Genomic DNA, 26,672 nt, shown 5'->3' with positions numbered 1-26,672 from the left:
TGGCGTTGACTTTTGGCACGCTGTTGAGTTCTCAAGGAACGGACACTTCCTTCGAACTGCCTTCGCAGTATCTCCGGGCGCTTCGTTCGTTCTTCATTCAGCTTATCAGATCCAGCTCAGTGCTTTTTCCGACTCGCTTTGCTTTCGGCCTTTCGGCTTTCCGCTGTCCCAGACTCTATCAGAGTTTGCATTTCGCATATTCCTTCGAAAAGGGCATGCGGAACCACTCATCAGATTTTCGGGGGTTTGTTGCCGCTCCGCTCCAGGCGGCCGGGGCAACTCGGAGAACACTACGCACCTGAACGGCCGGAGTCAAACGGGAGGGCCCCGGGCAACAGCCCGGGGCCCACACGGCAGCACTCAGCAGGTCAACAGGTCGGTCAGACCTCGACGACGACCGGCAGGATCATCGGCCGGCGGCGGTAGTTGTCCGCCACCCACTTGCCGACGGTCCGGCGGACCAGCTGCTGGACCTGGCGCGGCTCCAGCACGCCGTTGTCGGCGGACTTGCGCAGGGCCTCCTCCAGCTTCTGGACGACCGGCCCGAAGGAGTTGTCGTCGATGCCGGAGCCGCGGGCCTGGATGGTCGGCCCGTTCACGATCTTGCCGCTGGACGAGTCCACGACCACGAAGACCGAGATGAAGCCCTCCTCGCCGAGGATCCGACGGTCCTTCAGCGAGGCCTCGGTGATGTCGCCGACGGACGAGCCGTCGACGTACACGTAGCCGGCCTGGACCTTGCCGACGATCTTCGCGACGCCGTCGATCAGGTCGACCACCACGCCGTCCTCGGCGATGACCGTGCGGTTCTTCGGGACACCGGTCTTGATGCCCAGGTCCGCACAGGCGCGCAGGTGGCGCCACTCGCCGTGGACCGGCATCAGGTTCTTCGGCCGGCAGATGTTGAAGAAGTACAGCAGCTCGCCCGCCGAGGCGTGCCCGGAGACGTGCACCTTGGCGTTGCCCTTGTGCACCACGTTGGCGCCCCAGCGGGTCAGGCCGTTGATGACGCGGTAGATCGCGGTCTCGTTGCCGGGGATCAGCGAGGACGCCATGATCACGGTGTCGCCCTCGACGATCCGGATCTGGTGGTCCCGGTTGGCCATCCGCGACAGGGCCGCCATCGGCTCGCCCTGAGAGCCGGTGCAGACCAGGACGATGTCCTTGTCCGGCAGGTCGTCCAGGGTCTTCACGTCGACGATCAGGTTGCCCGGCACCTTGAGGTAGCCCAGGTCGCGCGCGATGCCCATGTTGCGGACCATCGAGCGGCCGACGAAGGCGACCTTGCGCCGGTGCTCGTGCGCGGCGTCCAGCACCTGCTGGATGCGGTGCACGTGGCTGGCGAACGAGGCCACGATGATGCGCTTCTCCGCGCTGGCGAAGACGGTGCGCAGCGCCGCGGAGATGTCCCGCTCGTGCGGGATGAAGCCGGGGACCTCGGCGTTGGTGGAGTCCACCAGCAGCAGGTCGATGCCCTCCTCCGCCAGCTTGGCGAAGGCGGGCAGGTCGGTCAGCCGGCCGTCCAGCGGCAGCTGGTCCATCTTGAAGTCACCGGTGGCGACCAGCATGCCGGCGGGCGTGCGCACGGCGACCGCGAGTGCGTCCGGGATGGAGTGGTTCACCGCGATGAACTCGCAGTTGAACGGGCCGATCTGCTCCCGCTCCCCCTCCACGACCTCCAGCACGTAGGGCCGGATCCGGTGCTCGGCGAGCTTGGCCTCGATCAGGGCCAGAGTCAGCTTGGAGCCGATCAGCGGGATGTCCGGGTTCTCCCGGAGCAGGTACGGCACGGCACCGATGTGGTCCTCGTGACCGTGGGTCAGGATGATGCCGTCGATCTTGTCGAGGCGGTCCCGGATCGAGGAGAAGTCCGGCAGGATCAGGTCGACGCCGGGCTGCTCGTCCTCGGGGAAGAGGACACCGCAGTCGATGATGAGCAGACGGCCGGCGTACTCCAGCACCGTCATGTTGCGGCCGATCTCACCGAGACCGCCGAGCGGGGTGACACGGAGGGCGTTCGGCGCGAGGGCCGGGGGCGCGCCGAGTTCGGGATGCGGGTGGCTCAAAAGACTCTCCTCACGCAGCACGCCATATGCCCGGGGAGCCTCCCCTGATGACATATGGCGTGCGGCTTCGCTAGGTACCTACAGGTCGGTCCGCTCGTCACCGAGCGGGTGGTCTGCTGTGCCTCGCGCCTTTGGTCCGGTCCAGCGGCAGGCCCCCTGGCGAGAGGGGGTCCGGCGAGCCGGGGCGCGCACGTTTGTGTCTGCTAAAGGTGTACCCCGCCTGCGGCGAGATCCTCCTTCAATTGGGCAATCTCCTCGGCCGTGGCGTCGACCAGCGGAAGCCGCACCGGGCCGGCGGGCAGGCCCTGGAGGGCGAGCGCGGCCTTGGTGAGGATAAGGCCCTGTGTCCTGAACATACCGGTGAAGACCGGCAGCAGGCTCTGGTGGATGGCGGTAGCCCGGCCGACCTCGCCCGCGACGAAGGCCTCGATCATCGCGCGGAGCTCGCCGGCCACCACGTGGGCCACCACGCTGACGGTACCGGCAGCCCCGACCGAGAGCAGCGGCAGGTTCAGGATGTCGTCGCCGGAGTACCAGGCAAGGTTGGATCGGGCGATCGCCCAGGCCGCGGCACCGAGGTCGCCCTTGGCGTCCTTGTTGGCCACGATCCGCGGGTGCTCGCCGAGCCGGACCAGCGTCTCGTGACTGAGCGCCACCCCGCTGCGCCCCGGGATGTCGTACAGCATGACCGGCAGCTCGGTGGCGTCCGCGATGCTGACGCTGTGCCGGTAGAGGCCCTCCTGCGGAGGCTTGCTGTAGTACGGGGTGACGACCAGAAGGCCGTGTGCGCCGGCCGCCTCGGCCTGCCGGGCCAGCTCGGTGCTGTGCGCGGTGTCGTTGGTACCGACCCCGGCGACGACGTGGGCGCGGTCGCCGACCGCCTCCACCACGGCTCGCACCAGCTGCGCCTTCTCGGCGTCAGAGGTGGTCGGCGACTCGCCGGTGGTGCCGTTGAGCACCAGGCCGTCGTTGCCGGCGTCGACGAGGTGGGCGGCGAGGCGCTGCGCGCCATCGAGGTCGAGACCGCCGTCGACGGTGAACGGGGTCACCATCGCGGTCAGGACCCGGCCGAAGGGGGTTTCTGGGGTGCTGGTCGGAGCCATGGGTCCAAAAATACTCGTAGGCGGCGGGGAGGAGGTCGGGCCGGTCCACCGTTCGGACAGTGGAGCCGGCCGGAGCGGGGGCCGGCTCGGGACGCGCCATAGGATTCCGGTGCTGCCTGCTCGGGGGTTCAAGCAGCACCGGAATCCGTGTCCCGAGCCTAGGGAGCGCCCCTGGGGGCCGCAATCCAGAGCCCCGGACCCGGTACGTCCATCTGCCTATCGGCCCAGGTCAGGGTGCAACCCGGCCATGGGCGTTGAAGGCCGCATGGGTGAGCGGCATGAGCTCGGCCCACTGGGCCTCCATCTGCTCGGCCACCATCTCGATCTCGCGCTGCGGGAAGGACGGCGTCTTCGCGCGCTCGTCCTTGGTCCGCAACGAGAGGAAGTGCATCAGCGAACGCGCGTTGCAGGTCGCGTACATGGAGGAGAAGAGCCCCACCGGCAGCACCGCGCGGGCGACCTCGCGGGCCACTCCCTCGGCGAGCATCTCCTGGTAGGCCTGGTACGCCTGGCTGTAGGCGCGCTCCATCGCCTGCGAGACGACCTTGTGCTGCTCGGGCGTGCCCTCGTGGAACTCGTACTTGCCGGGACGGCCCTGCTGGACGAGCTTGCGCTCCTCGCCCGGGACGTAGAAGACCGGTGCGAGCTCGCGGTAGCGCCCGCTCTCCTCGTTGTAGGACCAGCCGGCGCGGTGGCGCTGGAACTCGCGGAAGACGAAGATCGGCGCGCTGATGAAGAAGGTCATCGAGTTGTGCTCGAAGGGCGTCCCGTGCCGGTCGCGCATCAGGTAGTTGATCAGTCCCTTGGACTTCTCCGGGTCCTGCTGGAGCGCTTCGAGGGACAGCTCCCCCGCGGTCGAGACCCGGGCCGCCCAGACCACGTCCGAGTCGCCGGCGGCGCTGCGGACCAGCTCCACCGTCACGTCGCTGCGGAACTGCGCAGGCTGCAGGGCCTTCGCCACTTCGTCGGTCACTCGCTACTCCTCTTTCGAACCATCTGCGCGGACAGCCTAGGGGACCCGGGCCGCGGACCCGGCGGGGGACGCGGCCGGGGCCGCGTCGGCGCGCAGCTTGATGGCGTGGTGCATGGTCTTGCGGGCCCGCGGGGTGTCCCCGGCGTCGGCGTAGGCCACCGCGAGGCGGAACCAGACCCGCCAGTCGCCGGGCTGCGCCTCGGCCTCGGCCTGGCGCCGGGCGAAGACCTCGTCGGCCGAGGCCCGGTCGATCCGGCCGCCCTGGGTGCGCCGCAGCTCGTCCACCGGCAGGCCGCCCTCGGCCTCCAGCTCGCGCGACATCGCCTCGGTGGTCCGGCCGAAGCGGACGGTCTGGCGCAGAAACCACACCCCGATGGCCGGGATGACGAACGCGCAGATGCCGATGCCGATGCCCAGCAGCTTGCCGGTGGCGATCAGCTGGACCCCCTCGCCGACGCAGACCAGGGAGGTCAGCAGCAGCACGGCGGCGAGGACGAAGAAGCCGGTGCGCGAGGTCATCACAGGTCCAGGAAGTGTTCGAGGCCGAAGGTCAGACCGGCACTCTGGCCGACCCTGCGCACGCCCAGCAGGATGCCCGGCATGAAGCAGCTGTGGTGCAGCGAGTCGTGCCGGATCGTCAGGGTCTCCCCGGTGTCGCCGAAGAGCACCTCCTGGTGGGCCAGCAGCCCGCGCAGCCGCACCGAGTGCACCGGCACCCCGTCGACGTCCGCGCCGCGGGCGCCGGGCAGGCCGTGCGTGGTCGGGTCGTCCTGGCGGGGCAGGCCGGCCGCGTCGCGGGCGGCGGCGATCAGCTGCGCGGTGCGGCTCGCGGTGCCGGACGGGGCGTCGGCCTTGCGGTTGTGGTGCAGCTCCACGACCTCGACGGACTCGAAGTACTTCGCCGCCTGCTGGGCGAACTGCATGGTGAGCACCGCGCCGATGGAGAAGTTCGGCGCGATCAGCACGCCGACGCCGGGCGCCGCGGCCAGCCAGCCGTTCAGCAGTTCGAGGCGCTCGGGCGTCCAGCCGGTGGTGCCGACCACCGCGTGGATGCCGTTCGCGGTGCAGAACTCCAGGTTCCGCATCACCGCGTCGGGGTGGGTCAGTTCGACGGCCACCTGGGCGCCGGAGTCGACCAGGGACGCCAGATCGGAGTCACGGTCCAGGGCCGCGACGAGTTCCAGGTCCGGGGCGGCCTCGACGGCCTTGGCCGCCTCGGAGCCGATCCGCCCGGAGGCGCCGATGACGGCGACGCGCAGAGTCATGGAAGTTCCTTTCAGGCCAGCAGGTCGACGAGCTTGGCGGCCCGCTTGTCGGCGATCGGGCCGATCAGCGCGAGCGAGGGCCGGTGGGCTCCCAGCACATCACGGGCGACCGCCTGGACGTCCTCCAGGGTGACGCCGGCGATCTTCTCCAGCATCTCGTCCACCGAGAGGTGGTGGCCGTAGCTGAGCTCGGCCTTGCCGATCCGGTTCATCAGCGAGCCGGTGTCCTCCATGCCGAGGACGGTGGAGCCGGAGATCTGGCCGATCGCCCGGGCCAGCTCCTCCTCGGTGATGCCGTCCGCGACGACCTTGGCGAGCTCCTCGCGGCAGATCCTCAGCACCTCCTCGACCCGCTTGGGCTGGCAGCCCGCGTAGATGCCGAACAGGCCGCTGTCGGAGTACGAGGAGGAGTACGAGTAGACCGAGTAGGCCAGCCCGCGCTTCTCCCGGACCTCCTGGAAGAGCCGCGAGCTCATCCCGCCGCCGAGCGCCGCGTTCAGCACGCCCATCGCCCAGCGCCGCTCGTCGTGCCGCGGCACGCCCGGGACGCCCAGGACCAGGTGGGCCTGCTCGGTCGGGCGGTTGAGCACCTCGACCTGGCCGGCCGTGCGGACCGCCTTGAGACCGCGACGGGCCTCGGCGGGCGCCGCCTCGGACTTGGCCAGGACGGCCGCGAAGGCCTGCTCGACCTGCTTGACGACCGCCTTGTGGTCCAGGTTGCCCGCCGCCGCGACCACCAGGTGCTCGGGCTTGTAGCGGCGCTTGAAGAAGCCGGCGATCTGCTCGCGGCTCAGGCCCTTGACGGTCTCCTGGGTGCCCAGGATCGGTCGGCCGAGCGGCGCGGAGCCGTAGATCACCTTGGCGAAGAGGTCGTGCACGACGTCGCCCGGGTCGTCCTCGGCCATCGCCATCTCCTCGAGGATGACGCCGCGCTCGGCCTCCACGTCCTCGGTGCGGATCAGCGAGCCGGTGAGCATGTCGCAGACCACGTCGATGGCCAGCGGCAGGTCGGTGTCGAGCACCCGCGCGTAGTAGCAGGTGTTCTCCTTCGCGGTGAAGGCGTTCATCTCGCCGCCGACCGCGTCCAGGGCCGCCGAGATCTCCAGCGCGCTGCGCCGCTCGGTGCCCTTGAAGAGCAGGTGCTCCAGGTAGTGGGTCGCCCCGTTCAGGACCGGGGTCTCGTCCCGGGAGCCGACGCCGACCCAGATGCCGAAGGTCGCGGAGCGCACCGTCGGCAGGGTCTCGGTGACGACCCGCAGGCCGCCGGGCAGGACGGTGCGGCGTACGACGCCGGCGCCGTCGACGCCCTTGAGCAGGGTCCGGGTGGTGCCGGGGCGCTGCTTCGCCGCCGAGGCCTGGGCCACGATTGTTCCTCTCACAACAAAGACAACAGGGTGCGGCCCGCACGCTCCGAGTCCGGAGGGTGCGGGCCGCGGGTGGAGCTAGGGGCGCATCACTCGGATGCTGCCTCGCCGCCCTCTTCGCCCTCGACGACCGGGATCAGCGACAGCTTGCCGCGCGGGTCGATCTCGGCGATCTCGACCTGGACCTTGGCACCGACGGCCAGCACGTCCTCGACGTTCTCCACGCGCTTGCCACCGGCGAGCTTGCGGATCTGCGAGATGTGCAGCAGGCCGTCCTTGCCCGGCATGAGCGAAACGAACGCGCCGAACGTCGTGGTCTTCACCACGGTGCCCAGGTAGCGCTCGCCGACCTCCGGCATGGTCGGGTTGGCGATCTGGTTGATCGTCGTACGGGCAGCCTCCGCCGAGGGACCGTCGACCGCACCGATGTAGATGGTGCCGTCGTCCTCGATGGTGATGTCCGCGCCGGTGTCCTCCTGGATCTGGTTGATCATCTTGCCCTTCGGGCCGATGACCTCGCCGATCTTGTCCACCGGGATCTTGATGGTGATGATGCGCGGCGCGTTCGGCGACATCTCGTCGGGCGCGTCGATGGCCTCGTTCATCACATCGAGGATGTGCAGACGGGCGTCCTTCGCCTGCTTGAGCGCAGCCGCGAGGACGGAGGCCGGGATGCCGTTCAGCTTGGTGTCCAGCTGGAGGGCGGTGATGAAGTTGCGGGTACCGGCGACCTTGAAGTCCATGTCGCCGTACGCGTCCTCGGCACCCAGGATGTCGGTCAGCGCGACGTAGTGCGTCTCACCGTCGATCTCCTGCGAGATGAGGCCCATGGCGATACCGGCGACGGCGGCCTTCAGCGGCACACCGGCGTTCAGCAGCGACATGGTCGAGGCGCAGACCGAGCCCATCGAGGTGGACCCGTTGGAGCCCAGCGCCTCGGAGACCTGGCGGATCGCGTAGGGGAACTCCTCGCGGGTCGGCAGCACGGGCAGGATCGCCCGCTCGGCCAGCGCGCCGTGGCCGATCTCGCGGCGCTTGGGCGAGCCCACGCGGCCGGTCTCACCGACCGAGTACGGCGGGAAGTTGTAGTTGTGCATGTAGCGGCGACGCGTCTCCGGGGAGAGCGTGTCGAGCTGCTGCTCCATGCGGAGCATGTTGAGGGTGGTGACGCCCAGGATCTGGGTCTCGCCACGCTCGAAGAGCGCCGAGCCGTGCACCCGCGGGATGGCCTCGACCTCGGCGGCCAGCGTACGGATGTCCGTCACGCCGCGGCCGTCGATGCGGACCTTGTCCTTGATGACGCGCTCGCGCACGATCTTCTTGGTCAGCGCGTTGTAGGCGGCGCTGATCTCCTTCTCGCGGCCCTCGAACTCCGGGAGCAGCTTCTCGCCGGCCAGCGCCTTGACGCGGTCCAGCTCGTTCTGGCGCTCCTGCTTGCCCGCGATGGTGAGCGCCTTGGACAGCTCGTCCTTGACGGCGGCGGTCAGCGCGGCCAGCACGTCGTCCTGGTACTCCAGGAAGACCGGGAAGGCGCCGGTCGGCTTGGCGGCCTGGGCGGCCAGCTTCGACTGGGCGGCGCAGAGCACCTTGATGAAGGGCTTCGCGGCGTCCAGACCGGCGGCGACGATCTCCTCGGAGGGCGCCTCGGCGCCGTCCGCGACCAGCTGGATCGTCTTGGCGGTGGCCTCGGCCTCCACCATCATGATCGCGACGTCACCGTCGGGCAGCACACGGCCGGCGACGACCATGTCGAAGACGGCGTCCTCCAGCTCGCTGTGGGTCGGGAACGCGACCCACTGACCCTTGATCAGCGCGACGCGGACGCCGCCGATCGGGCCGGAGAACGGCAGGCCGGCCAGCTGGGTGGAGGCGGAGGCCGCGTTGATGGCCACCACGTCGTACAGGTGGTCGGGGTTGAGCGCCATGACGGTGACGACGACCTGGATCTCGTTGCGCAGGCCCTTGACGAAGGACGGGCGCAGCGGGCGGTCGATCAGGCGGCAGGTCAGGATGGCGTCCTCGGAGGGACGGCCCTCACGACGGAAGAACGAGCCGGGGATCCGGCCCGCGGCGTACATCCGCTCCTCGACGTCCACCGTCAGCGGGAAGAAGTCGAAGTGCTCCTTCGGCTGCTTGGAGGCGCTGGTGGCCGACAGCACCATGGTGTCGTCGTCCAGGTAGGCCACGGCGGAGCCGGCGGCCTGACGGGCCAGCCGGCCGGTCTCGAAGCGGATGGTACGGGTGCCGAAGGAACCGTTGTCGATCACGGCCTCGGCGTAGAACACGTTCTCTTCCACCTGGAAGATCTCCTCTTTCGTACGTTTTCCGGGAGAGCGCCCCCGCGCATGCCTGCCGTTGGCCCTGGGCTGCCGGGCCGGTCTTCGATCGAAGCCCCCGGGTCGTCCGCTCTCGCTGGGACTCCCGGCGGCCACTACCGAGGACCGGCGCCTCTCGGCTGCCGAGCCCGGTCGGCGGTCCGCACTGGACGCTCTCCTGGATGCGGGCGGCTTCCGTTTGAAGCCTGCGGCCCGCTGGGGGGTCTGGCACTACTGCTCGGGCGGCGCTGCGTACTGCGCCATCACCGGCATGCCCACAACCCTACGGTGCAATCCTCGGCCACCTCGGGAGGCGGCCGCGGTTTTCTCTTCTGCCACTCCTGGCGCGCGGTGTTCGGTCCACCGCGGCGTCGGGCGCGATACGCGCAAAGGGCGGCTCCCCGGGTGGGGAGCCGCCCCAGGCGGCGGTCTTAGCGGGCGCCGCCGGCGGCACCGCGACGGATGCCGAGGCGGTCGACCAGCGTACGGAAGCGCTGGATGTCCTTCTTGGCCAGGTACTGCAGCAGGCGACGACGCTGACCGACGAGGATCAGCAGGCCACGACGGCTGTGGTGGTCGTGCTTGTGCATCTTGAGGTGCTCGGTCAGGTCCGAGATACGGCGGGACAGCATGGCGACCTGGACCTCGGGGGAGCCGGTGTCGCCCTCCTTCTGGCCGAACTCGGCAAAGATCTGCTTCTTGACGGCGGCGTCGAGAGCCACTGCAACTCCTTCAAGGATTACCGAGCGATCCTGGTCTACGGCACAGGATCAAAGAGAACTCGGTGTCGTACAGCGACCGCGGCACGCGTGTCAGGACACGGCACAGCCACGGTTCTGCAGCCACCCTACCAGTGCCCGGCTCAGCTCGTGGTGCCGCGGACCAGGGCGTAGACGTCCAGCACCGCCAGCGTGAGCGGCACCAGCGACATCAGCGTCAGGCTGTCCACCAGATCCAGGATGCGCCCCCAGAAGGGCGAGACCCCCAGCTTGGGCACCACCAGGGCGATGGCGATCAGCAGCACCGCGCCCAGCGCGATCGAGCCGCCCAGCCAGATCGTCCGCAGGTCCACGGCGGTGGTGCTGGCGGCCTTGAGGATGAAGAGCGGGGTGTGCAGCGACAGGCCCAGGATCAGCAGGGCCAGGCCGAGCAGGCCCGCGATGGTCAGGCTGAACACCTGCGCGGTGTAGCGGAACAGCCGGGCCCGCAGCATCGTCGAGACGCCCAGGGTCAGGGCCAGCACCTGCGGGAACATCTGGTTGGTGAAGCCGAGCACGGTGCACGCCCCGACGATCACCGCGGCCGCGCCGCCGACCAGGCCGACCAGCACCTCGTGCCCGCGCCGGGCCTGGTGCGCGATGCGCTCGTACTGCACGGCCTCGGCCCGGGTGCCCTCGTCCAGCGCGCGAGAGCCGCGGGTGCGGGCCTGGCCCGGGGCGCTGAAGCCCACCGGCAGCCGGGCGAAGCGCGCGGAGAGGCTCGGCAGGAAGCCGATCACGGCGACCGCCGTGACGCCCGCGACCGCCGCGATGTGGTTGGCCGGCGTGTTCGGGAGCAGTACCGCCGCGAAGGTGGCCAGGGTGCCGGCGGCCGCCAGGAAGGCGGAGGCCACGAAGACCGAGTCCTTCTCCGGCAGCAGGCCCACCAGCAGCACCGATACCACCAGCATCGAGACGCAGCCGACCAGGAACTGGAGCCGGCCGGGACCGCCGCCCAGGTGGTCGACGGCCAGGATGCCGGTGCCCGCGATGAGCGCGTGCGGCAGCGCACCGATGCCCAGCACCAGCGCGGCACCGTGGTCCTCGTACACCCGGGCGCGGACGCCGGCGAAGGCGACCAGCAGCACGGCGGTGACCCCGGACAGCACGCCGGGCAGGCCGTGCATGTCGTGGCGCAGGTCGGCGAACCAGAGCGCGAAGCCGAGCAGCACGATCAGCAGGCCGGCGCCGACCAGGCCGAAGGCCCGCATCAGGTCCGGGCTCCAGAACCGGCGGTCGGCCTCCACCGCGCTGGCGATCGCATCCGCGACGTCGTCGTAGACCGCGGGGGGCAGCGACTCGGCGAACGGGCGCAGGCTCAACAGGTCGCCGTCGCGCACCTGTTGGGCGGCCAGCGGCAGTCCGCTGTCGAGCACGGTGCCGTCCCGGCGGACCAGGTGGAAGCCGGTCGGCGCGCCGTCCGCCTGGGTCTGCCCGGAGAGCCGCAGCACCTCGGGATAGACGTCCGCGAGCGGCACGTCCTCCGGCAGGGCGACATCGATCCGGCTGTCCGGTGCCACGACGGTGACCCGGACGAACCCGGTCGTTGCGTTCACACTCACCGACTGCTCCCCCTGCTGATTTCCCACTGGCATCCGCCCACCGGTCGGCCCGGGAACTGACACGGTCCGGCCAAGAGTTGGCGCGGCGTCACCCTACCGCCCCTCCGAGCTGCCGCGCCCGGGTACCCCGCACCACCGGGGGGCGGGGGCTCGGTAGGATCGGCCCCTGCGCAAGGCGCACGGGGGTTGGAGGGACTCGCCCACGTGTCAGCCGCGGTCCGCGGTGGGGGCAAGGCAGTCACAGGGGCGCCCCCTCCGGGACCTGTCGAGGCGCGTGAGGGCTGATGTCGTGAGTGTCGTTACCGTCAAGCGCCCGGCCCGGGCCTACCCGCCGGTGGTACCGGACGAGCCGGTGGAACTGGTCACCCCGCCCGAGCTGGCCCGCGGGGGCGGCGACGACTGGATGATGAGCCTGCTGCCGCTGCTCGGCATGGGCGGCTCGGCCGCGTTCTTCTTCATGCCGGGCGCCGCGCCGATGATGAAGATCATGGGCATGCTGATGCTCGCCTCGACGGCCGGCATGGGCGTCGCCCAGGCCGTGAAGGCCCGCAAGGGCGGCAACGCGGGTGTCGCGGACGAGCGCCGCGACTACCTCAAGTACCTCCAGCAGATGCGCCGCCAGGTCCGCCGTACCGCCGAGCGCCAGCGCGGCGCGCAGCTGTACCTGCACCCGGAGCCGGACCAGCTCTGGTCGATCGTCGCCGAGGGCCGCCGGCTCTGGGAGCGCCGCCCCAGCGACCCGGACTTCGCGCAGATCCGGCTGGGCCGCGGCCCGCAGCAGCTGGCCACTCCCCTGGTGGCGCCGCAGACCGCGCCGATGGACGAGCTGGAGCCGCTGGCCGCCGACGCGATGTCCAACTTCCTGAAGGCGCACGGCACTCTGCAGGATCTCCCGCTCGCGGTCTCGCTGCGCGCCTTCTACCACATCACCGTCTGCGGCGACCCGGACACCGTCTACGGCAACGTCCGCGCGATGATCGCCCAGCTGACCACCCTGCACTCCCCCGACGACCTGATGCTCGCCGTCGCGGCCGCCCCCGGCGCGCTGGACGAGTGGGAGTGGGTCAAGTGGCTGCCGCACACCCAGCACCGCAAGGAGAACGACGGCGCCGGGTCGCGCCGGCTGATCGCGCCCGGCCTCGGCGAGCTGGAACTGCTGCTGGAGGACGAGCTGTCGGGCCGCCAGCGCTTCTCGCGCGACGCGATCCCGACCCCCGACCAGCCGCACCTGGTGGTCATCATGGACAACGCCTCGGTCCCGCAGGACTCGATCCTGGCCGGGCCGGACGGCGTGCACGGGGTGACCGTGATCGAGGTGGTCCCGGGCGACCTCGACGAGCCGACCGGCCACCTGGTGGTCAACCTCAGCAGCGAGGAGCTGGTGCTGCAGTCGGCCTCCGGCGCCTCGTACACCGGCTCTCCCGACACGCTGTCCACCTGGCAGTCCGAGGCACTGGCCCGCCAGCTCGCGCCGTACCGGATCTCGGCCGGCGGCGACGACGAGCCGCTGCTGTCCAACCTGGACTTCACCGACCTGATGGGCGTCGGCGACGCCGGCTCGGTCGACGTCGCCCGCACCTGGCGGCCGCGCGCCCAGCACGAGAAGCTCCGGGTGCCGATCGGTGTCGGCGCCAACGGCGAGCTGGTGAACCTGGACATCAAGGAGGCCGCGCTGGAGGGCATGGGCCCGCACGGCCTGTGCGTCGGCGCCACCGGTTCGGGCAAGTCCGAGCTGCTGCGCACCCTGGTGCTGGGCCTGGCGATGACGCACTCCTCGGAGACGCTCAACTTCGTGCTCGCCGACTTCAAGGGCGGCGCGACCTTCGCCGGCATGGCGGACATGCCGCACACCTCCGCGGTGATCACCAACCTGGAGGGCGAGCTCACCCTGGTCGACCGCATGCGCGACGCGATCGAGGGCGAGCTGAACCGCCGCCAGGAACTGCTGCGCTCGGCCGGCAACTACGCCAACCTCAACGAGTACGAGCGCGCCCGGTTGGCCGGCGCCGCGCTGGACCCGATGCCCTCGCTCGTCCTGATCATCGACGAGTTCTCCGAACTGCTCAGCGCCAAGCCCGACTTCATCGACATGTTCATCCAGATCGGCCGGATCGGCCGCTCGCTCGGGGTGCACCTGCTGCTCGCCTCGCAGCGCCTGGAGGAGGGCAAGCTGCGCGGCCTCGACACCTTCCTCTCCTACCGGATCGGTCTGCGCACCTTCTCGGCGGCCGAGTCCCGCGCGGCGATCGGCGTACCGGACGCGTACCACCTGCCGCCGGTGCCCGGGGTCGGCTACCTGAAGTTCGGCACCGACGTGATGGACCGCTTCAAGGCGGCGTACGTCTCGGGCCCGTACCGCGCGCCCGGGCAGCGGCGCACCAGCGGACGGGTCTCCAACGCCCAGCCGGTGCTCTTCACGGCGGCCGAGGTGCCGGTGCTGGAACTGCCGGCGCAGGAGGTCGAGCCGGAGCCGGAGCAGCTGGACGACGCGCTGGTGGACACCGTGCTCGACGTGATCGTGCAGCGGATGGTCGGCCAGGGCCCGGCCGCCCACCAGGTGTGGCTGGCGCCGCTGGAGGAGGCGCCGAGCCTGGACCAGCTGGTCCCGCCGCTCCAGGCCACCCCCGAACGCGGCCTGACCTCACCGGAGTTCGGTGCACTGGGCCGTCTGGTGGTGCCGGTCGGGATCGTCGACCGGCCGCGCGAGCAGCGCCGCGACGTGCTCTACCAGGACTACTCCGGCGCGGCCGGCCACGGCCTGGTGATCGGCGGGCCGCAGTCCGGCAAGTCGACCATGATCCGCACCATGGTGTCCGGCTTCGCGGTCACCCACACCCCGGTGGAGACCCAGTTCTACCTGCTGGACTTCGGCGGCGGCGGCTTCCAGAGCATTCAGGAGCTGCCGCACGTGGGCGGGGTGGCCGGCCGGCTGGACAACGACAAGGTCCGCCGGATGATCAGCGAGGTGCACGGCGTCCTCAACCGGCGCGAGGAGCTGTTCCGCGCCACCGGGATCGACTCGATCAGCACCTACCGCACCCGCCGGGCGGCCGGACAGCTGCCGGACGAGCAGTTCGGCGACGTCTTCCTGGTGATCGACGGCTGGCTGACCTTCCGCCAGGAGTTCGAGGCGCTGGAGCCGGTGGTCGCCGACATCGCGCAGCGGGGCATTGGCTACGGCGTCCACCTGATCCTGACCGCCTCGCGCTACGCCGAGGTCCGGCCGGCCCTGAAGGACCTGCTGCAGAACCGCACCGAGCTGCGCCTGGGTGACCCGATGGAGTCGGAGATCGACCGCAAGGTCGCCCAGAACGTACCGGCCGGCGCACCCGGCCGCGGCCTGACCGCCGCCAAGCTGCACTTCCTGTCCGGCCTGCCGCGCCTGGACGGCTCCTCCTCCAAGGACGACCTGGCCGCCGGCGTGGCCTCGCTGGTCGCGACGGTCGGCGCGGCCTGGACCGGGCCGCGCGCGCCGCAGGTGCGGATGCTGCCCTCGGTGCTGGACGGCCACACGCTGCCCAAGGGCTTCGAGCAGCCCGCGCGCGGTGTCGCCTTCGGCATCGACGAGGTCGAGATGGCGCCGGTCTTCGTCAACTTCGAGACCGACCCGCTCTTCATCGTCTTCGGCGAGAGCGAGTCGGGGAAGTCCGCGGTGCTGCGGATGCTGATCAAGCAGATCACCGAGCGCTACACCTCCGACCAGGCCGGCATCGTGGTCGGCGACTACCGGCGCGCGCTGCTCGGCGCCGTCCCGCCGGAGTACCTGGTGGAGTACGCGGCGGCGCAGCCGGCGATGTCCGCGGTGGTGGACATGCTGCGCGGCGCCTGCGCCCGCCGGCTGCCCGGCCCGGACGTCACGGCCGAGCAGCTGCGCAACCGCAGCTGGTACTCGGGCAAGGACATGTTCGTGATCGTGGACGACTACGAGCTGGTGGCCACCTCCTCGGGCAACCCGATGGCGCCGCTGGCCGAGTTCCTGCCGTTCGCGCGGGACATCGGCCTGCGGGTGATCATCGCGCGCAGCGCGGGCGGGGCCGGGCGCTCGATGTTCGAACCGGTGATGCAGCGGATGAAGGAGCTGGGCGGGCAGGGCGTGCTGCTCTCCGGCAACCGGGACGAGGGCGCGCTGCTCGGCGTGGTCAAGCCGCAGGCGCTGCCGCCGGGCCGCGGCGTCTTCGTCTCGCGCCGGATCACCAGCGGGCAGATGGTCCAGACGGGCTGGCTGCCGGCCGGGTAACCACTACGGACAGTGAGCAGGGGTCGGCCGCAGAGCTCGTGCGGCCGACCCTTTCGCGTCCAGCGGCTGGACCGTTCCGGAATGTTATGGACTTTTTCTCATACCCATGCTGCGGATGTCGTCGCCGCGCACCGGGGCGGGCGGGGGCGGGGAGGCCCTTGAGGGCACCTGGGCAGAACTGATCATCCGCGCATGGGGCCTTTGAATCCTGTGCACTATGCGGAGTTCACCTTGGATTCAAGCCCCGTTGGCCAAAGTTAACAAGTCGGACATCAATCGTCACGATCGCAAGTGATCATCGGATCCGAAGTTCACGGGCGTTCACACAACGGATTCCGAAGCCTTTTCGGCATTGACGCAATCAATACGCACCAGGTTCCATGGCGGCCTGGGAGCGAGCACCAAAGACGTAGGCAACCCCCTTCGGAGGCGATACCGCTCCCCCACCCCAGCACCGCACAGGACCCGCGCGCCGTCGCGCAGAGCCGATCGGAAGCCCTCATGACCGACACGCTTCGCCCTCCCACCGCCGCCCCCGCGGTGACGGTCAGTACCGTCGACGCCCCGCGGCAGCTCAAGCGCTCCTTGGGCGTGGTGGGTGGCACGCTGCTCACGCTCTCCTGCGTGACGCCGGCCTCCTCGCTCTTCGTCCTGGTACCCACGCTGTTCAACAACCTGGGCACGGCCACCGCGCTGACCATCGGGATCGGCGCGATCATCTGCGTCGCGGTGGCCTTCTGCTACTCCGAACTCGGCACCCTGATCCCCAGCGCCGGCGGCGAGTACGCCATGGTCGGCACTCTGGCGGGCCGCTTCGCCGGCTGGCTGGTCTTCATCCAGTCGATGATCGTCGTGATGATCGTGCCCTCGGTGATCGCGATCGGCACAGCCGCCTACCTCGCCCCGATCGTGCACCTCAGCCCGGCAGTCGCCGGCGCCGCCGTGATGCTGGCCGCCACCGTCGCGGGCCTGCTCGACCTGCGGGCCAACGCCTGGATCACCGGCATCTTCCTGGTCCTCGAAGTGATCGCGGCCGGCGTCGTCTCGGTGCTCGGCTTCGCGCACAGCCAGCGCGGCCTGGGCTCGCTCATCCACGGTGTGACCGCCGACGCCCACGGCGTCACCAGCCCGGTCGGCCTCGGCGCGATCCTCGCCGCCATGGGCACCGCGCTCTTCGTCACGCAGGGCTTCAGCACCGCGATCTACCTCTCCGAGGAGCTGGAGAACCCGCGCCGCAACGTCGCCCGCACGGTGCTCTGGACGCTCGGCCTGTCCGCCGTGGTCATCATGGTCCCGGTCGTCGCCATCACCCTGGGCGCCCCCGACCTGGCGACGCTGACCGGCGGCGACATCTCCGGCATGGTGGCCGGCTGGAGCGACTCCGCGCTCGGCACCTTCATCAGCCTCTGCATCGCGCTGGCCATCATCAACGCCGGCATCGTGATGGTCATCCAGAACTCCCGGGTGCTCTTCGCCTCCGGCCGCGACAAGGCCTGGCCCGAGCCGGTCAACAAGGCCTTCGGCACCCTCAACAAGTTCAACGCCCCCTGGGTCGCGACCCTGGCGGTCGGCCTGCCCGGCGCGGCGCTCTGCTTCGTCCCCGGCCTGCTGCTCACCAACATCACCGGTGTCGCGGTCGCCGCGCTGTACCTGCTGGTCGCCGTCGCCGCGCTGCTCTCCCGCCGGGCCCACCACAAGGACGCCCCGGCCTGGCGCCAGCCGCTGTGGCCGGTCCTGCCGGTGCTGCTGATCGTGGCCCTCGGCTACACGCTGACCCAGCTGGACCACACGGCCCTGGTCTGGACCGCCGGCATCACCGCCGCCGCCACCCTGTACTGGGCCTTCTACCTGCGCCCCCGCCAGGCCACCCACTGGGTGATCACCGTCCCGGAGGACGGCGAGGCCTGATCCCGCCCGCAGCAGTACGGCCGAGGGCCCGGACACACCCCCACGGTGTCCGGGCCCTCGGCCGTCTGCGGCTACTGCTCGGGGTGCAGCTTCCAGAGCGGGCTGGTCGCGATCGCCCGGAGCTGGTCGAGGCTCAGCGCCGGGTCGGCCCGGTCGACGGCGGAGGACTGCTTGCCCGTGCCGTTGCGGGCGGCCACCACGATCCGGGTCCCGTCCGGCCGCAGGACGTCCGCCATCCAGCGGACGGCGTCGCTGCCGCCGTCGGCCGGGTCCGGCGTGACACCGGTCACGCTGCCGTCGGGCCGCGTCAGGACGCTGGTGCCGCCGACAGCCGGGTCCGGACCGAGGACCAGCCTGCTGCCGTCGGGCAGCACCGTGGCGCCGGCGAAGGTCGGGTCGTCGGGGATCCGGCTCCAGTCCTGCACCTCGATCTCGACCAGGCTGCCGCCCTTGCCGTCGTCCACCGTGAACGTGGCCGAGCCGTCCTGGCCGACCGGGTCCCGCTCGGTGAGTCCGGCCGGGAGCAGCCCGGCCGTGGTGGCGAGGATCTCGCTCCCGGTCATCGTCAGCCGTGGGCCGGACCCCGTCGGCCAGGGCAACGGCGGCGCGACGTCGACCAGCACACCGCCCCAGGACGGCTCGGTGACGAGGGCACTGAGCTGCGCGACGCTCAGCGGCGGCTGGGGGCTGGTGTCCGGGTTCCACTCCTCCTCGGCCTGGATGTACCGGCCGTCCGGCCCCGACAGCGTCACCTGCCAGTCCTGGCTGGCGACATGCCGGTCGGGATACAGGTAGCCCTGGGTGACCTTCAGAACCGAGCCGTCCGCCAGTGTGCTGCTGGTGCAGGAGATGCCGTTGGTGTCGACCGCCGCGGGACAGGTCATGGGCTGCGCAGGCCCGCGCTGCGGGTCGGAGCGGGCCACGCTGAACGCGAGGTGCGCCGTGCCGTGGCCGCTGTCGAACTCCAGGCTCACGCTCGGGGAGGCGCCGACGCTTCCGTCGTCCGTCTCGGTGCCGCGGCCCTGCACCTGGCTGACCTGGCCCGGGGGCAGCAGGGCCCGCAAGAGCGCGACCATCTGCGTCTTGGTGACGACCCGCATGGCCGGGGTGTGCGGCGAGGGCGGCGCGGACGGGCGGCCACTGGCCGGCGGGACGGCCACGGACACCGCCGATCCGTGCGAGGCACCCGGGCCCGCCACCAGGACGCCGCCCACGGCGACCAGCACGAGCGCACCCGCGCTGCCGGCCAGCGCGGCCGTCCGACGGTGGCGACGGCGCCGGCGGCCCAGCGCCAGGCCGGAGGCGATCAGCGGATCGGTCTCGGTCCGGAAGGCCAGTCCGGCCCGGCCCAGGGCCTCGATCAGATCGTCGTCGGCCGGTCGGTCCGGCGGCGACTGCGGGTCAGCGGACATGCGGGATCACCCTCTCGGGTCGGGTCGGGCGGCTGTCGCGGTGGGTGCGGGTGGGCATGTCAGCGCTGCGCGAGTTCGGTGAGCGAGTCGCCCAGCAGCACCCGCAGCCGGGCCAGCGCGCGGACGCTCTGCGTGCGGACGGCGCCGGAGCGGGAGCGCAGCACGTCGGCGGTCTCCTCGACGCTGCGGTCCTCCCAGTAGCGCAGCACCAGCACGGCCCGGTCCCGGGCGGAAAGCTGCGCCAGGGCACCGATCAGGGTCAGGCTCAGGGCGGGGTCGCCCTCACGGCCCGGGCCGTCGGGAAGTTCCCCGACCGGGCGCTCGCCGCTGCTGCGCAGGCGCCGGTGCGAGAGGAAGATCCGGACCAGCACGGTGTGCGCGTAGGCCGCCGGATTGTCTATCCGCACGGCGCCCGCGAACCAGGCCGTCCGCCGCCGCCAGAGCACGAACATCCGGCTCAGCGTCTCCTGCACCAGGTCCTCGGCGAGGTGGGTGTCACCGCCCGTCAGCAGGCAGGCCGAACGGTAGAGGTCGCCGGTGCGACCGGCCGCGAACTCCAGGTACTCGGCCTCCCGCCCCTGGCCGGCCGTACTGCTCCGGGTCACCGCTGCTCCCTCGTTCGCGCCACCCTGACACTCTGATGACGCGGCAGAAGCGCGGCGATGTTACAGCCGACTCCGGATCAGATCGGGCGCCCGCCGCGGCGGCGGAAGTCGCGCAGCACCACCGAGCCGCCGCCGATCAGCGCGACCAGCAGGGCGGCGCAGGCCAGCACGTAGGTGGCGGTGCGGCGGTTGCGGTCGGCCTGGGTCTCGCCGAGGCCCAGCGGCTGGGGCAGGATCGGCGCGTTGGCCAGCTGGACGGGGGCGTCCGGGACCGGCTGGTCGGCGGGCGGGGCGGTGTCGGTGACGGCCTTGACCGGGTCGACCACACCCCAGCCGATGTAGTCGTTGCGGCCGCGCTCGGTGCGCTGGGCGGTCTGCTCGATCCGGGTCCGGATCTGCTGCGCCGTCCAGGTCGGGTGCTCGCCGCGCAGCAGCGCCGCCACCCCGGCGACGTAGGGGGCCGAGAAGCTGGTCCCGTTGTCGACGCACTGGCCGCCGACGGGCACGGTGGAGAGCATGTCGACGCCCGGCGCGGCGACCCCGACGAAGCTGCCGTACTGCGAGAAGGAGGCCCGCTCGTTGTTGCGGTCGGAGGCGCCCACCGCGAGCACGGTGGGGAAGGCGGCGGGGTAGGTCGGGCCGTCGTTGCCGTCGTTGCCGGAGGAGGCGACCACCACCACGTTCGCCGCCTCGGCGGCCTGGACGGCCTGGCGCAGCTGGTCGATGCCCGCGAAGGAGCCGCTGGGGTCGGTGCCCCGGACGTCCTGCGAGATGTTGATGACCTGGGCGTGGTGCTGGACCGCGATGCCGATCGCCGTGATCAAGGTGTTGACGTCGCCGTCGCCGGTGTCGTCGTTCTGCCGGATCGACAGGATGTCCGCGTCGGGGGCGAGGCCGACGAAGCCGACGCCGTCGCGCTTGGTCGCGGCGATGATGCCGGCCACCTTGGTGCCGTGGCCAACCGTGTCGGTCATGCTGCCGCCGGGGACCGGCTGGTTGCCGTTCGACTTGTCCACCAGCAGCGAGCCGCCGTCCTGCACCTTGCCGGGGGTGGAGAGCTGCGGGTTGCGGTTGTCCACGCCGGTGTCGATCACCGCGACCAGGACGCCCTTGCCGGTGACGCCGTTCTGCCAGAGCTGGTCGAGCAGCACCCGCTGCAGGGCCCACGGGGTGGCCGCGACGTCCTGGGACGGGAAGGTGCAGTCGCCGGCGGAGGTGATGCCCAGCGGGGACCAGTGCACGCCCGGCGGGTCGGCGGCGTAGGCCGGGGCGACGGCCGGCCCGGCCAGTACGCCCAGCGCGGCCAGCGCGGCGGCGCCCCTGCGGTACGACCTCGACGACACCCGTTCCCCCTCGACTGGATCATGTGTTCCACGCGCCGGAGGCGGGCGCCCGGTCCCGGACGCCCGCCCCTCGTGCCGTACTTCACCGCCCCGGTTCGGGGCGGCGGCTCACGCGTTGTGCCAGATGGCGACGTTCGACGACTCGGTCTGGGTGTAGCCCGCGTGGGCGTTGTCCAGGGCCGTGGCGATCTGGTTCAGCGTGGTGTGCAGGTCGGCGGCCTTCGCGTCCCAGGTGGCCTGGCGGGCCTGGTAGCCCTCCTGGGCCGCGCCGGTCCAGCTGCTGGCGATCCGGGTGACACCGGCCTTGAGGTCGTCCAGCTGCTGCTGGATCGTGTTGGCCGTGGTGCGGACCTCGTTGCCCGCGTTCTCGATGGTGCCGAAGTTGACGAGGATGTGACCGTCGGCGGCCATGATGACTCCTTGCGAGGAAGAGAAGGTGACTGGGCCTCCCCGAGTCGGGGTGCCCGGTGCGGTCTACGCTGCGGAGACCGGCGCGATCAGGCGCCGGAGACGCCGCTGAGCGAGGAGCGCTGGTCCTCTTCGGTGGAGGAGTACTGCTTGGTGGTGGCGTCGATCGCCTGCTGGATCTCGCCCAGCACCTTGTTCAGCGCGGTCGCGTCCTCGTTCCAGCGCTGCTGCAGCTGGTGGTACGCGGTCGCGGCCGCCCCCTGCCAACCCGAAGTGATGGACTCGACCAGGGAGTTGAGCTTGGTGAGCTCGCCCTGGATCTGCCCGTTCACCTCGGTGATCTTGCCTGAAAAGGCGCGCATCTCCTCAGCGGTCGTCGTGAACTGACCAGCCATATTCCACCGTCCCCCATGAGACAGACCTTGTCAGGATGTGCTGGCTACCAACCCACCCGACCGCATCACGGTGTGATGCCTGCAAAGCACTGTAGTCGCCGAGTGCGACAGCCCCAACACCGGGACGCGATTGGTTACCAGACCCTGACGTTGCCGCACCGTTCCTGACGGATCGTCAGGAGTTCTGGGCCTGCGTCGCGGTCTTGGTGTTCAGCGCCGGACCGGCCGGGACCAGGTCCGACCACTGCTTGGGGACCAGCACCGGCACGGTGTCCTTGTAACCGAGCCTGGCCTGCGCCTCGTTGACCTGCGGCTGGGCGGCGCCCGCCGAGGGGCTCGGGCTGGGCGAGGCACTGGCGGTCGCGTCGGTGCCCTCGCTGGTGGCGGGGACGGAGTAGCGCAGACCGGTCTCGGTGATCAGGTAGTCGCTGCCGGAACCCTCGCTGGACGCGTCCATGGCCCGGTAGAACAGGCCGTGGCCCGGACTGACGTGGGCACTGGTCGAGCCGACGGTGAACGAGGCGGGGAAGTCGGTGCCGGCCCAGACGCTCTGCTGGACGGTGCTGCCGTTCATCCCGTCGAAGGTGCTGCACACCACCTGCCGTCCGCTCTGCGCGCTGCCGGCGTTGGCCGGCGCGGTGAGCGGCTTGGCCTGCGGCCAGTCCGCGACGGCGGCCAGCGGGCCGCCGGCGGCCTGCTGCTGGCTGAAGTTGGCGTTGTCGGACGGGGTGATCGGGTCGATCGTCGGGCTCTTGCCGTCGTAGGTGTTCTGCAGCATCGGCCGCTGGCTCATCAACACGGCCTGGAACGCCGACACCTGGTAGAGCCGGTCGGTGCCGACCACGTAGTCGGAGTCCCCGAAGGTGACCAGGCGGCCGACGAACCGCTCGGCCGGGTCCGAGAGTTGGACGCTGGACGGGGTCTTCGCCTGGGTCAGCCCGGGCACCTCGGGGAAGGTGATCGCGGTGCCCTTGGGCAGGGTGTCCAGCCACTGGCCGGTGACCCGCTCGGGCTGCGCGCTGCCGAACAGCCCCGAGCGCAGCGCCCGCTGGTCGACGTCGCTCATCCCGGCCGTGCCGACCTCGTGCTTACGGCCCTGCGGGTCGATCAGGTACCGGGTGCCCTCGACGCCGTTCTGGTCGATCGCCTGGACGTACAGCGACTGGGCGCCGGAGAGCACCCGGTCCGGCCGGGCCAGCGTCGCGGCGTCGGCGCCGGCGGCCACGAAGACCGCCTGGTTGGGGTGCGCGGCGTCGGCGCCCGGGCGGACGCAGACCGACCACTTCTTCGTCGTCCCCGCGTCCGCGGCGCTCGGCAGCTTGTCCGGCGCGTACGGGATGCCGATGGTCGGGCCGTGCGTCCCGTAGTTGTCCAGCACCGAGTCCGCGACCAGGACCACCTTGGAGTCGACCGGCAGCACCAGCTTCGCGGAGGCCATGTTCAGCACCGGGTGCAGCACCTTGGCGCCGTTGGTGCCCGGCAGGATGACGTACCGGGTCGTCGAGTCCTTGCCCAGGATGATGTTGCTGCCGCTGTCCCAGCCCTGCGGGGCGCTGGGCTTGATCATGCCCCAGATGCCGAACCCGGCCATGATCACCGCGGCCAGCACGAGCGAGGGCACCACGGCGCGCACCGGTCGCGGGGCGTCCTCGTCGTTGCCGCCTCCGCCCGGCTGCAGGAAGGCGCCCACGGTGCGCTTGCGCGCGAAGGTGTACGCGTTCAGCTCGTCCCGGCGTGCTGCCATGCTCGTCGTCTCCCCTGTTACGGCTGGTGCGGTCCCGCGCCGATCGCCTGTGCGAGTCTGCCACCCGGAAGGTGCGCCACGGGGCCAACCCTCTACGATGCGGCAGACGGTGAGTACGGTACGGGTACCGTTCACCAACCGGCCAGCCGGGCCGTGACAGCTGATCAGAGAGGTCGCACGGGGGATGCCAAGCCAGACGACCGCAAGGCGACGCAAGAACGGGCACGGCAGGCGGGAGAAGCAGGTCGACGCCCCCGCCCGACGCGCCGCCCGACGCGCCGCGGCCCCCGAGCCCGGCCCCTCGGCGGGAGCGGCGGGAGCGGCGGCGGTCCCGATCAAGGTGCACCCGCGGCCCGGGCTGCTGGGCAGCCGACTGCTGCTCCAGCAACTCGTGCTGATCGAGGTCGCGCTGGCCCTGGTCGCGGTCGGATGGACCGTCAGCCGGATGCTCGCCGCGGTGTTCGCGGTGCCCGCCGTGCTGCTGCTGGTGCTCGCCGTCGTACCGGTGCGCGGACGCACCCTGCCGGAGGCGCTGCGGATCCGCGCCGCCGCCCGGGCCCGCCGCCGGGAGGCGCAGGGCTACGTCCCGCCGCCCGGCACCGACCCGGGCCTGGCGCCGGTGCTGGAGCTGGAGCCCGCGCTGCGCACCTGCACCCACGCCACCGAGACGGACGTCGGCGCCGGCCGCCCGATCCGCCGGGAGACCGGCATGATCGGCGACGGGACCTTCCTGACCTCGCTGCTGCTGGTGCAGGCCAAGGACCAGCCGCTGCGGCCGACCCGCACCGCGCTGCCGCTGCCCCTCGACGTGCTCTGCTCGGCCCTGCGGGTGGACGACATCGCCCTGGAATCCGTCCAGTTGGTCCAGCACACCCAGCCCGCCCCCGCACCGCACCTGCCCGAGCAGGCCCTGGCCACCCGTGCCTACCAGGAGCTGGCGGACGGCCTCTCCACCCCCGCACTGCGGCTCAGCTGGGTCGCGCTCAAACTCGACCCGGAGCGCGCGGGCACCGCCGTACTGGCCCGCGGCGGCGGCGAGGACGGCGCACGCAAGGCGCTGCAGCGCGTCACCGACCAGCTGGCCGGACGCCTGAACGGGGCCGGCTTCACCGCCACCGTGCTGGACGAGCGCGAGCTGATCGCCGCGCTCTCCATCGCGACCTGCGCGAACCCGCTGGCCACCGCGGGCCGGCAGGGCACCGGCAGCGGTGGCGGCGCGACCCGCCGGACCCAGGAGAGCGGCCGGTTCTGGCGCATCGACGACCGCTGGCACTCCACCTACTGGATCTCCCGCTGGCCCCAGCTCGGCCGCCCGGACGGCGCCCCGGGCCGGATCTCGGCCCCGGACCTGGTCAACCTGGTCACCGGCACACCCGCCCTGGCCAGCACCTTCAGCCTGACCGCCCGCCCGGGCACCGGCGGCTCGGTGGCGATCAGCGGGCACGTCCGGGTGGTCGGGCGCAGCGAGAGCGAGGTCGGCGAGGTCGGCCGGCTGCTGGAGCAGCGCGCCCAGACCGTCGGCCTGGGCCTGGCCCGGCTGGACCTGGAGCAGGCACCCGGCGTGCTCACCACGCTGCCCCTGGGAGGGACTTCCTGATGGCGTACCAGACCTATCCCGCCCAAGCCCCCTCGGACGGCAACGAGAAGATCCGCGCCGTCGCCCGGATCCGGGCGGGCTTCGGCCTGCGCGGGCCGCGCCGGGAGCGGCACGTGCTGACCGCCGAGGACATCGGCGCGCTCTCCTTCCCGGTCGGCGACGACGGCGTGCTGATCGGCGAGGACCAGCAGCGCCGGCCCGCCGTGCTGGGCCTGTTCCGGCCCACCGCGTACGACGTGGTGCTGGTCGGCGGCCTGTGGACGGCGCAGATCATCGCGCTGCGGGCCGCCGCGACCGGCGCCCGGATCGCGGTGGAGACCGCCCGGCCGCACCTCTGGGCACCGCTGGCGCAGGCCGCCGGCGGGGGCCAGCCGTGCATGACGGTCCATCCGTTCGGCCGGATCGGGCCGCAGGGCGCCTCGGTCTCCGCGCCCGTGCTGGTGGTGCGCGACCTCGGCGCGAAGCCGCCGCGCAGCCGCCTCTCGGCCAGCCCCTGGCAGAGCACCCTGACGCTGCTCCCGCACCTGGGTCCCAACGCGGCCCGGGTGCTGAACGCAGCCGACCTGGTCGGTGTGCAGCGGGTCGCGCCGCCCGAGGCCGAGCTGATCGGGCGGGTACTCTCGCTCGGCAGCCAGGACATCGCCGGGCTGCCGACGCTGAGTGACAACTTCACCCTCTGGGCCACCCGGATCCGCAGGCAGTTCATCCGGCTCGAACCCGGTGCCGCCGAGGGCCAACTGCTCGGCGGCCCACGGCGGATGGACTGAGAACGCCGGGAGGCGACACCGATGAGCAACTACCAGCAGCACCAGGGCCAGGCCTGGCCACCGCAGCAGCAGGCGCCCTACCCGCCGCAGCAGCCGCAGACCGAGGGATGGGCGCAGCAGGCGCCGACGTACGCCCCCGCACCGCCGCAGCAGCCGTACCAGGCGCCGGTCGAGCCCGCCGCGCCGCCGGCCTCCCGGTTCGGGTCGGTCAACTGGCGTGCGGTCAAGATCTCGATCCCGATCATCGTCCTGGCGCTCGGTCTGATCACCGTGCTCGCCTGGCCCAGCATCAACCGGCAGATCAACCCGCCGGTCGCGATGTACCGGCTCGTGCCGCCGGCCACCGAGACCGTCCGCGGACAGCAGCTCCAGCAGGTGCCGGCGACGGCGGACGACCGGCCCGGCACCGACGCCGAGACCCAGGCGACCGGGCGGAACAAGCAGTTCCTCGGCCTGGTCCGACTGGACACCACGTACAGCCCGGACGGCACCCAGTCCACCCCGCCCGGCTACCAGGTCTTCGCGGCGTACGGCGACATCGCCGACCCGGCCGCGCGGATGGCCCAGGCGGTCGCCAACATCAAGGTGGCCGGAGCCAAGCAGCTCGGCCCGATGCGGGACTACCCCGCCAAGGGCCACAACGCCGGTGACGTCCCGATCCGCTGCACCGGGGTCAGCATCAGCGACACCGCCAGCTTCGGCTGGTGCACCTGGGCCAACCGCAGCACCATCGGCACCGTCACGCTGCTCTCCGCCACCGCGGACGGCCCCAGCCCCGACGACCTCGCGAAGCTGGCCGCCGACACCGTCACGCTGCGCGACGGCATGTACGCGGCGCACTGACACCGCG

20 protein-coding genes are annotated in these 26,672 nt (G+C 71.5%); 5 read left to right on the top strand and 15 right to left on the bottom strand.

The features are described 5' to 3' along the window. Positions 1-380: 380 nt before the first annotated feature. The 9 genes from P3T37_RS33245 to eccD all read right to left on the bottom strand — a co-directional run bounded on the left by P3T37_RS33245 (position 381) and on the right by eccD (position 11,406). Positions 381-2,066, bottom strand: coding sequence for a ribonuclease J (locus tag P3T37_RS33245; protein WP_280727660.1), 1,686 nt, complete (start codon positions 2,064-2,066; stop codon positions 381-383). Positions 2,067-2,269: 203 nt separating this feature from the next. Beyond that, positions 2,270-3,169: a 4-hydroxy-tetrahydrodipicolinate synthase gene (dapA, locus tag P3T37_RS33240; protein ID WP_280727659.1), complete on the bottom strand. Its 900-nt coding sequence runs from the start codon at positions 3,167-3,169 to the stop codon at positions 2,270-2,272. Positions 3,170-3,398: 229 nt separating this feature from the next. Next, on the bottom strand, positions 3,399-4,142 hold the full coding sequence (thyX, locus tag P3T37_RS33235) for an FAD-dependent thymidylate synthase (RefSeq protein WP_280727658.1): 744 nt from the start codon (positions 4,140-4,142) through the stop codon (positions 3,399-3,401). 36 nt (positions 4,143-4,178) lie between these two features. Continuing rightward, complete coding sequence (locus P3T37_RS33230; protein ID WP_280727657.1) at positions 4,179-4,661, bottom strand: hypothetical protein; 483 nt, start codon at positions 4,659-4,661, stop codon at positions 4,179-4,181. Further along, positions 4,661-5,407 carry a 4-hydroxy-tetrahydrodipicolinate reductase gene (gene dapB, locus P3T37_RS33225; RefSeq protein ID WP_280727656.1) on the bottom strand — a complete coding sequence of 249 codons (747 nt, stop codon included), beginning with the start codon at positions 5,405-5,407 and terminating at the stop codon, positions 4,661-4,663. The genes P3T37_RS33230 and dapB overlap by 1 nt, the downstream gene beginning before the upstream one ends. Positions 5,408-5,418: 11 nt before the next feature. Continuing rightward, positions 5,419-6,771 (bottom strand): pitrilysin family protein, encoded by a 1,353-nt coding sequence (locus tag P3T37_RS33220; protein ID WP_280727655.1) that lies wholly within the window; start codon positions 6,769-6,771, stop codon positions 5,419-5,421. A gap of 89 nt (positions 6,772-6,860) precedes the next feature. Next, positions 6,861-9,068, bottom strand: coding sequence for a polyribonucleotide nucleotidyltransferase (locus P3T37_RS33215; protein WP_280727654.1), 2,208 nt, complete (start codon positions 9,066-9,068; stop codon positions 6,861-6,863). Positions 9,069-9,517: 449 nt separating this feature from the next. After that, positions 9,518-9,808, bottom strand: a complete 291-nt coding sequence (rpsO, locus tag P3T37_RS33210; protein WP_280727653.1) for a 30S ribosomal protein S15 — start codon at positions 9,806-9,808, stop codon at positions 9,518-9,520. 140 nt (positions 9,809-9,948) lie between these two features. Beyond that, the gene (gene eccD, locus P3T37_RS33205; protein WP_280727652.1) at positions 9,949-11,406 is read right to left on the bottom strand and encodes a type VII secretion integral membrane protein EccD; all 1,458 of its coding nucleotides are present in this window, start codon (positions 11,404-11,406) and stop codon (positions 9,949-9,951) included. A 289-nt stretch (positions 11,407-11,695) separates the two neighbouring features. Here eccD and eccCa point away from each other — a divergent pair, with 289 nt between their 5' ends. Further along, positions 11,696-15,643: a type VII secretion protein EccCa gene (gene eccCa / locus P3T37_RS33200; protein ID WP_280727651.1), complete on the top strand. Its 3,948-nt coding sequence runs from the start codon at positions 11,696-11,698 to the stop codon at positions 15,641-15,643. Between the two features lie 501 nt (positions 15,644-16,144). Next, a complete protein-coding gene (locus P3T37_RS33195) occupies positions 16,145-17,551 on the top strand; it encodes an APC family permease (protein WP_280727650.1) in 1,407 nt (468 codons plus the stop codon). Positions 17,552-17,622: 71 nt separating this feature from the next. On the opposite strand, the gene P3T37_RS33190 is transcribed toward P3T37_RS33195, so the two are convergent. The 6 genes from P3T37_RS33190 to eccB form a co-directional block, all read right to left on the bottom strand. Continuing rightward, positions 17,623-18,963, bottom strand: coding sequence for a hypothetical protein (locus P3T37_RS33190; RefSeq protein WP_280727649.1), 1,341 nt, complete (start codon positions 18,961-18,963; stop codon positions 17,623-17,625). Positions 18,964-19,022: 59 nt separating this feature from the next. After that, positions 19,023-19,568, bottom strand: coding sequence for a SigE family RNA polymerase sigma factor (locus P3T37_RS33185; RefSeq protein ID WP_280727648.1), 546 nt, complete (start codon positions 19,566-19,568; stop codon positions 19,023-19,025). A 77-nt stretch (positions 19,569-19,645) separates the two neighbouring features. Next, positions 19,646-20,911 carry a type VII secretion-associated serine protease mycosin gene (gene mycP / locus P3T37_RS33180; protein ID WP_280727647.1) on the bottom strand — a complete coding sequence of 422 codons (1,266 nt, stop codon included), beginning with the start codon at positions 20,909-20,911 and terminating at the stop codon, positions 19,646-19,648. Between the two features lie 108 nt (positions 20,912-21,019). Further along, positions 21,020-21,322, bottom strand: a complete 303-nt coding sequence (locus P3T37_RS33175) for a WXG100 family type VII secretion target (protein ID WP_280727646.1) — start codon at positions 21,320-21,322, stop codon at positions 21,020-21,022. Between the two features lie 86 nt (positions 21,323-21,408). Continuing rightward, entirely contained in the window at positions 21,409-21,714 is a 306-nt protein-coding gene (locus tag P3T37_RS33170; RefSeq protein ID WP_280727645.1) for a WXG100 family type VII secretion target, read from the bottom strand. A gap of 175 nt (positions 21,715-21,889) precedes the next feature. Next, entirely contained in the window at positions 21,890-23,458 is a 1,569-nt protein-coding gene (gene eccB / locus P3T37_RS33165; protein WP_280727644.1) for a type VII secretion protein EccB, read from the bottom strand. A gap of 184 nt (positions 23,459-23,642) precedes the next feature. On the opposite strand from eccB, the gene eccE reads away from it, so the two are divergent. Genes eccE through P3T37_RS33150 form a run of 3 tightly spaced genes read left to right on the top strand, consistent with a single transcriptional unit; the run spans position 23,643 to position 26,665 of the window. Further along, entirely contained in the window at positions 23,643-25,055 is a 1,413-nt protein-coding gene (eccE, locus tag P3T37_RS33160) for a type VII secretion protein EccE (protein ID WP_280727643.1), read from the top strand. Beyond that, the gene (locus P3T37_RS33155; RefSeq protein WP_280727642.1) at positions 25,055-25,822 is read left to right on the top strand and encodes a hypothetical protein; all 768 of its coding nucleotides are present in this window, start codon (positions 25,055-25,057) and stop codon (positions 25,820-25,822) included. The genes eccE and P3T37_RS33155 overlap by 1 nt, the downstream gene beginning before the upstream one ends. Before the next feature lie 21 nt (positions 25,823-25,843). Next, complete coding sequence (locus P3T37_RS33150; protein ID WP_280727641.1) at positions 25,844-26,665, top strand: hypothetical protein; 822 nt, start codon at positions 25,844-25,846, stop codon at positions 26,663-26,665. Positions 26,666-26,672: the final 7 nt, after the last annotated feature.

Source organism: Kitasatospora sp. MAA4 (assembly GCF_029893355.1).
GTDB lineage: Bacteria > Actinomycetota > Actinomycetes > Streptomycetales > Streptomycetaceae > Kitasatospora.
Note: the sequence above shows the minus strand (reverse complement) of the source record. Positions and strands in the feature narration are given on the sequence as shown.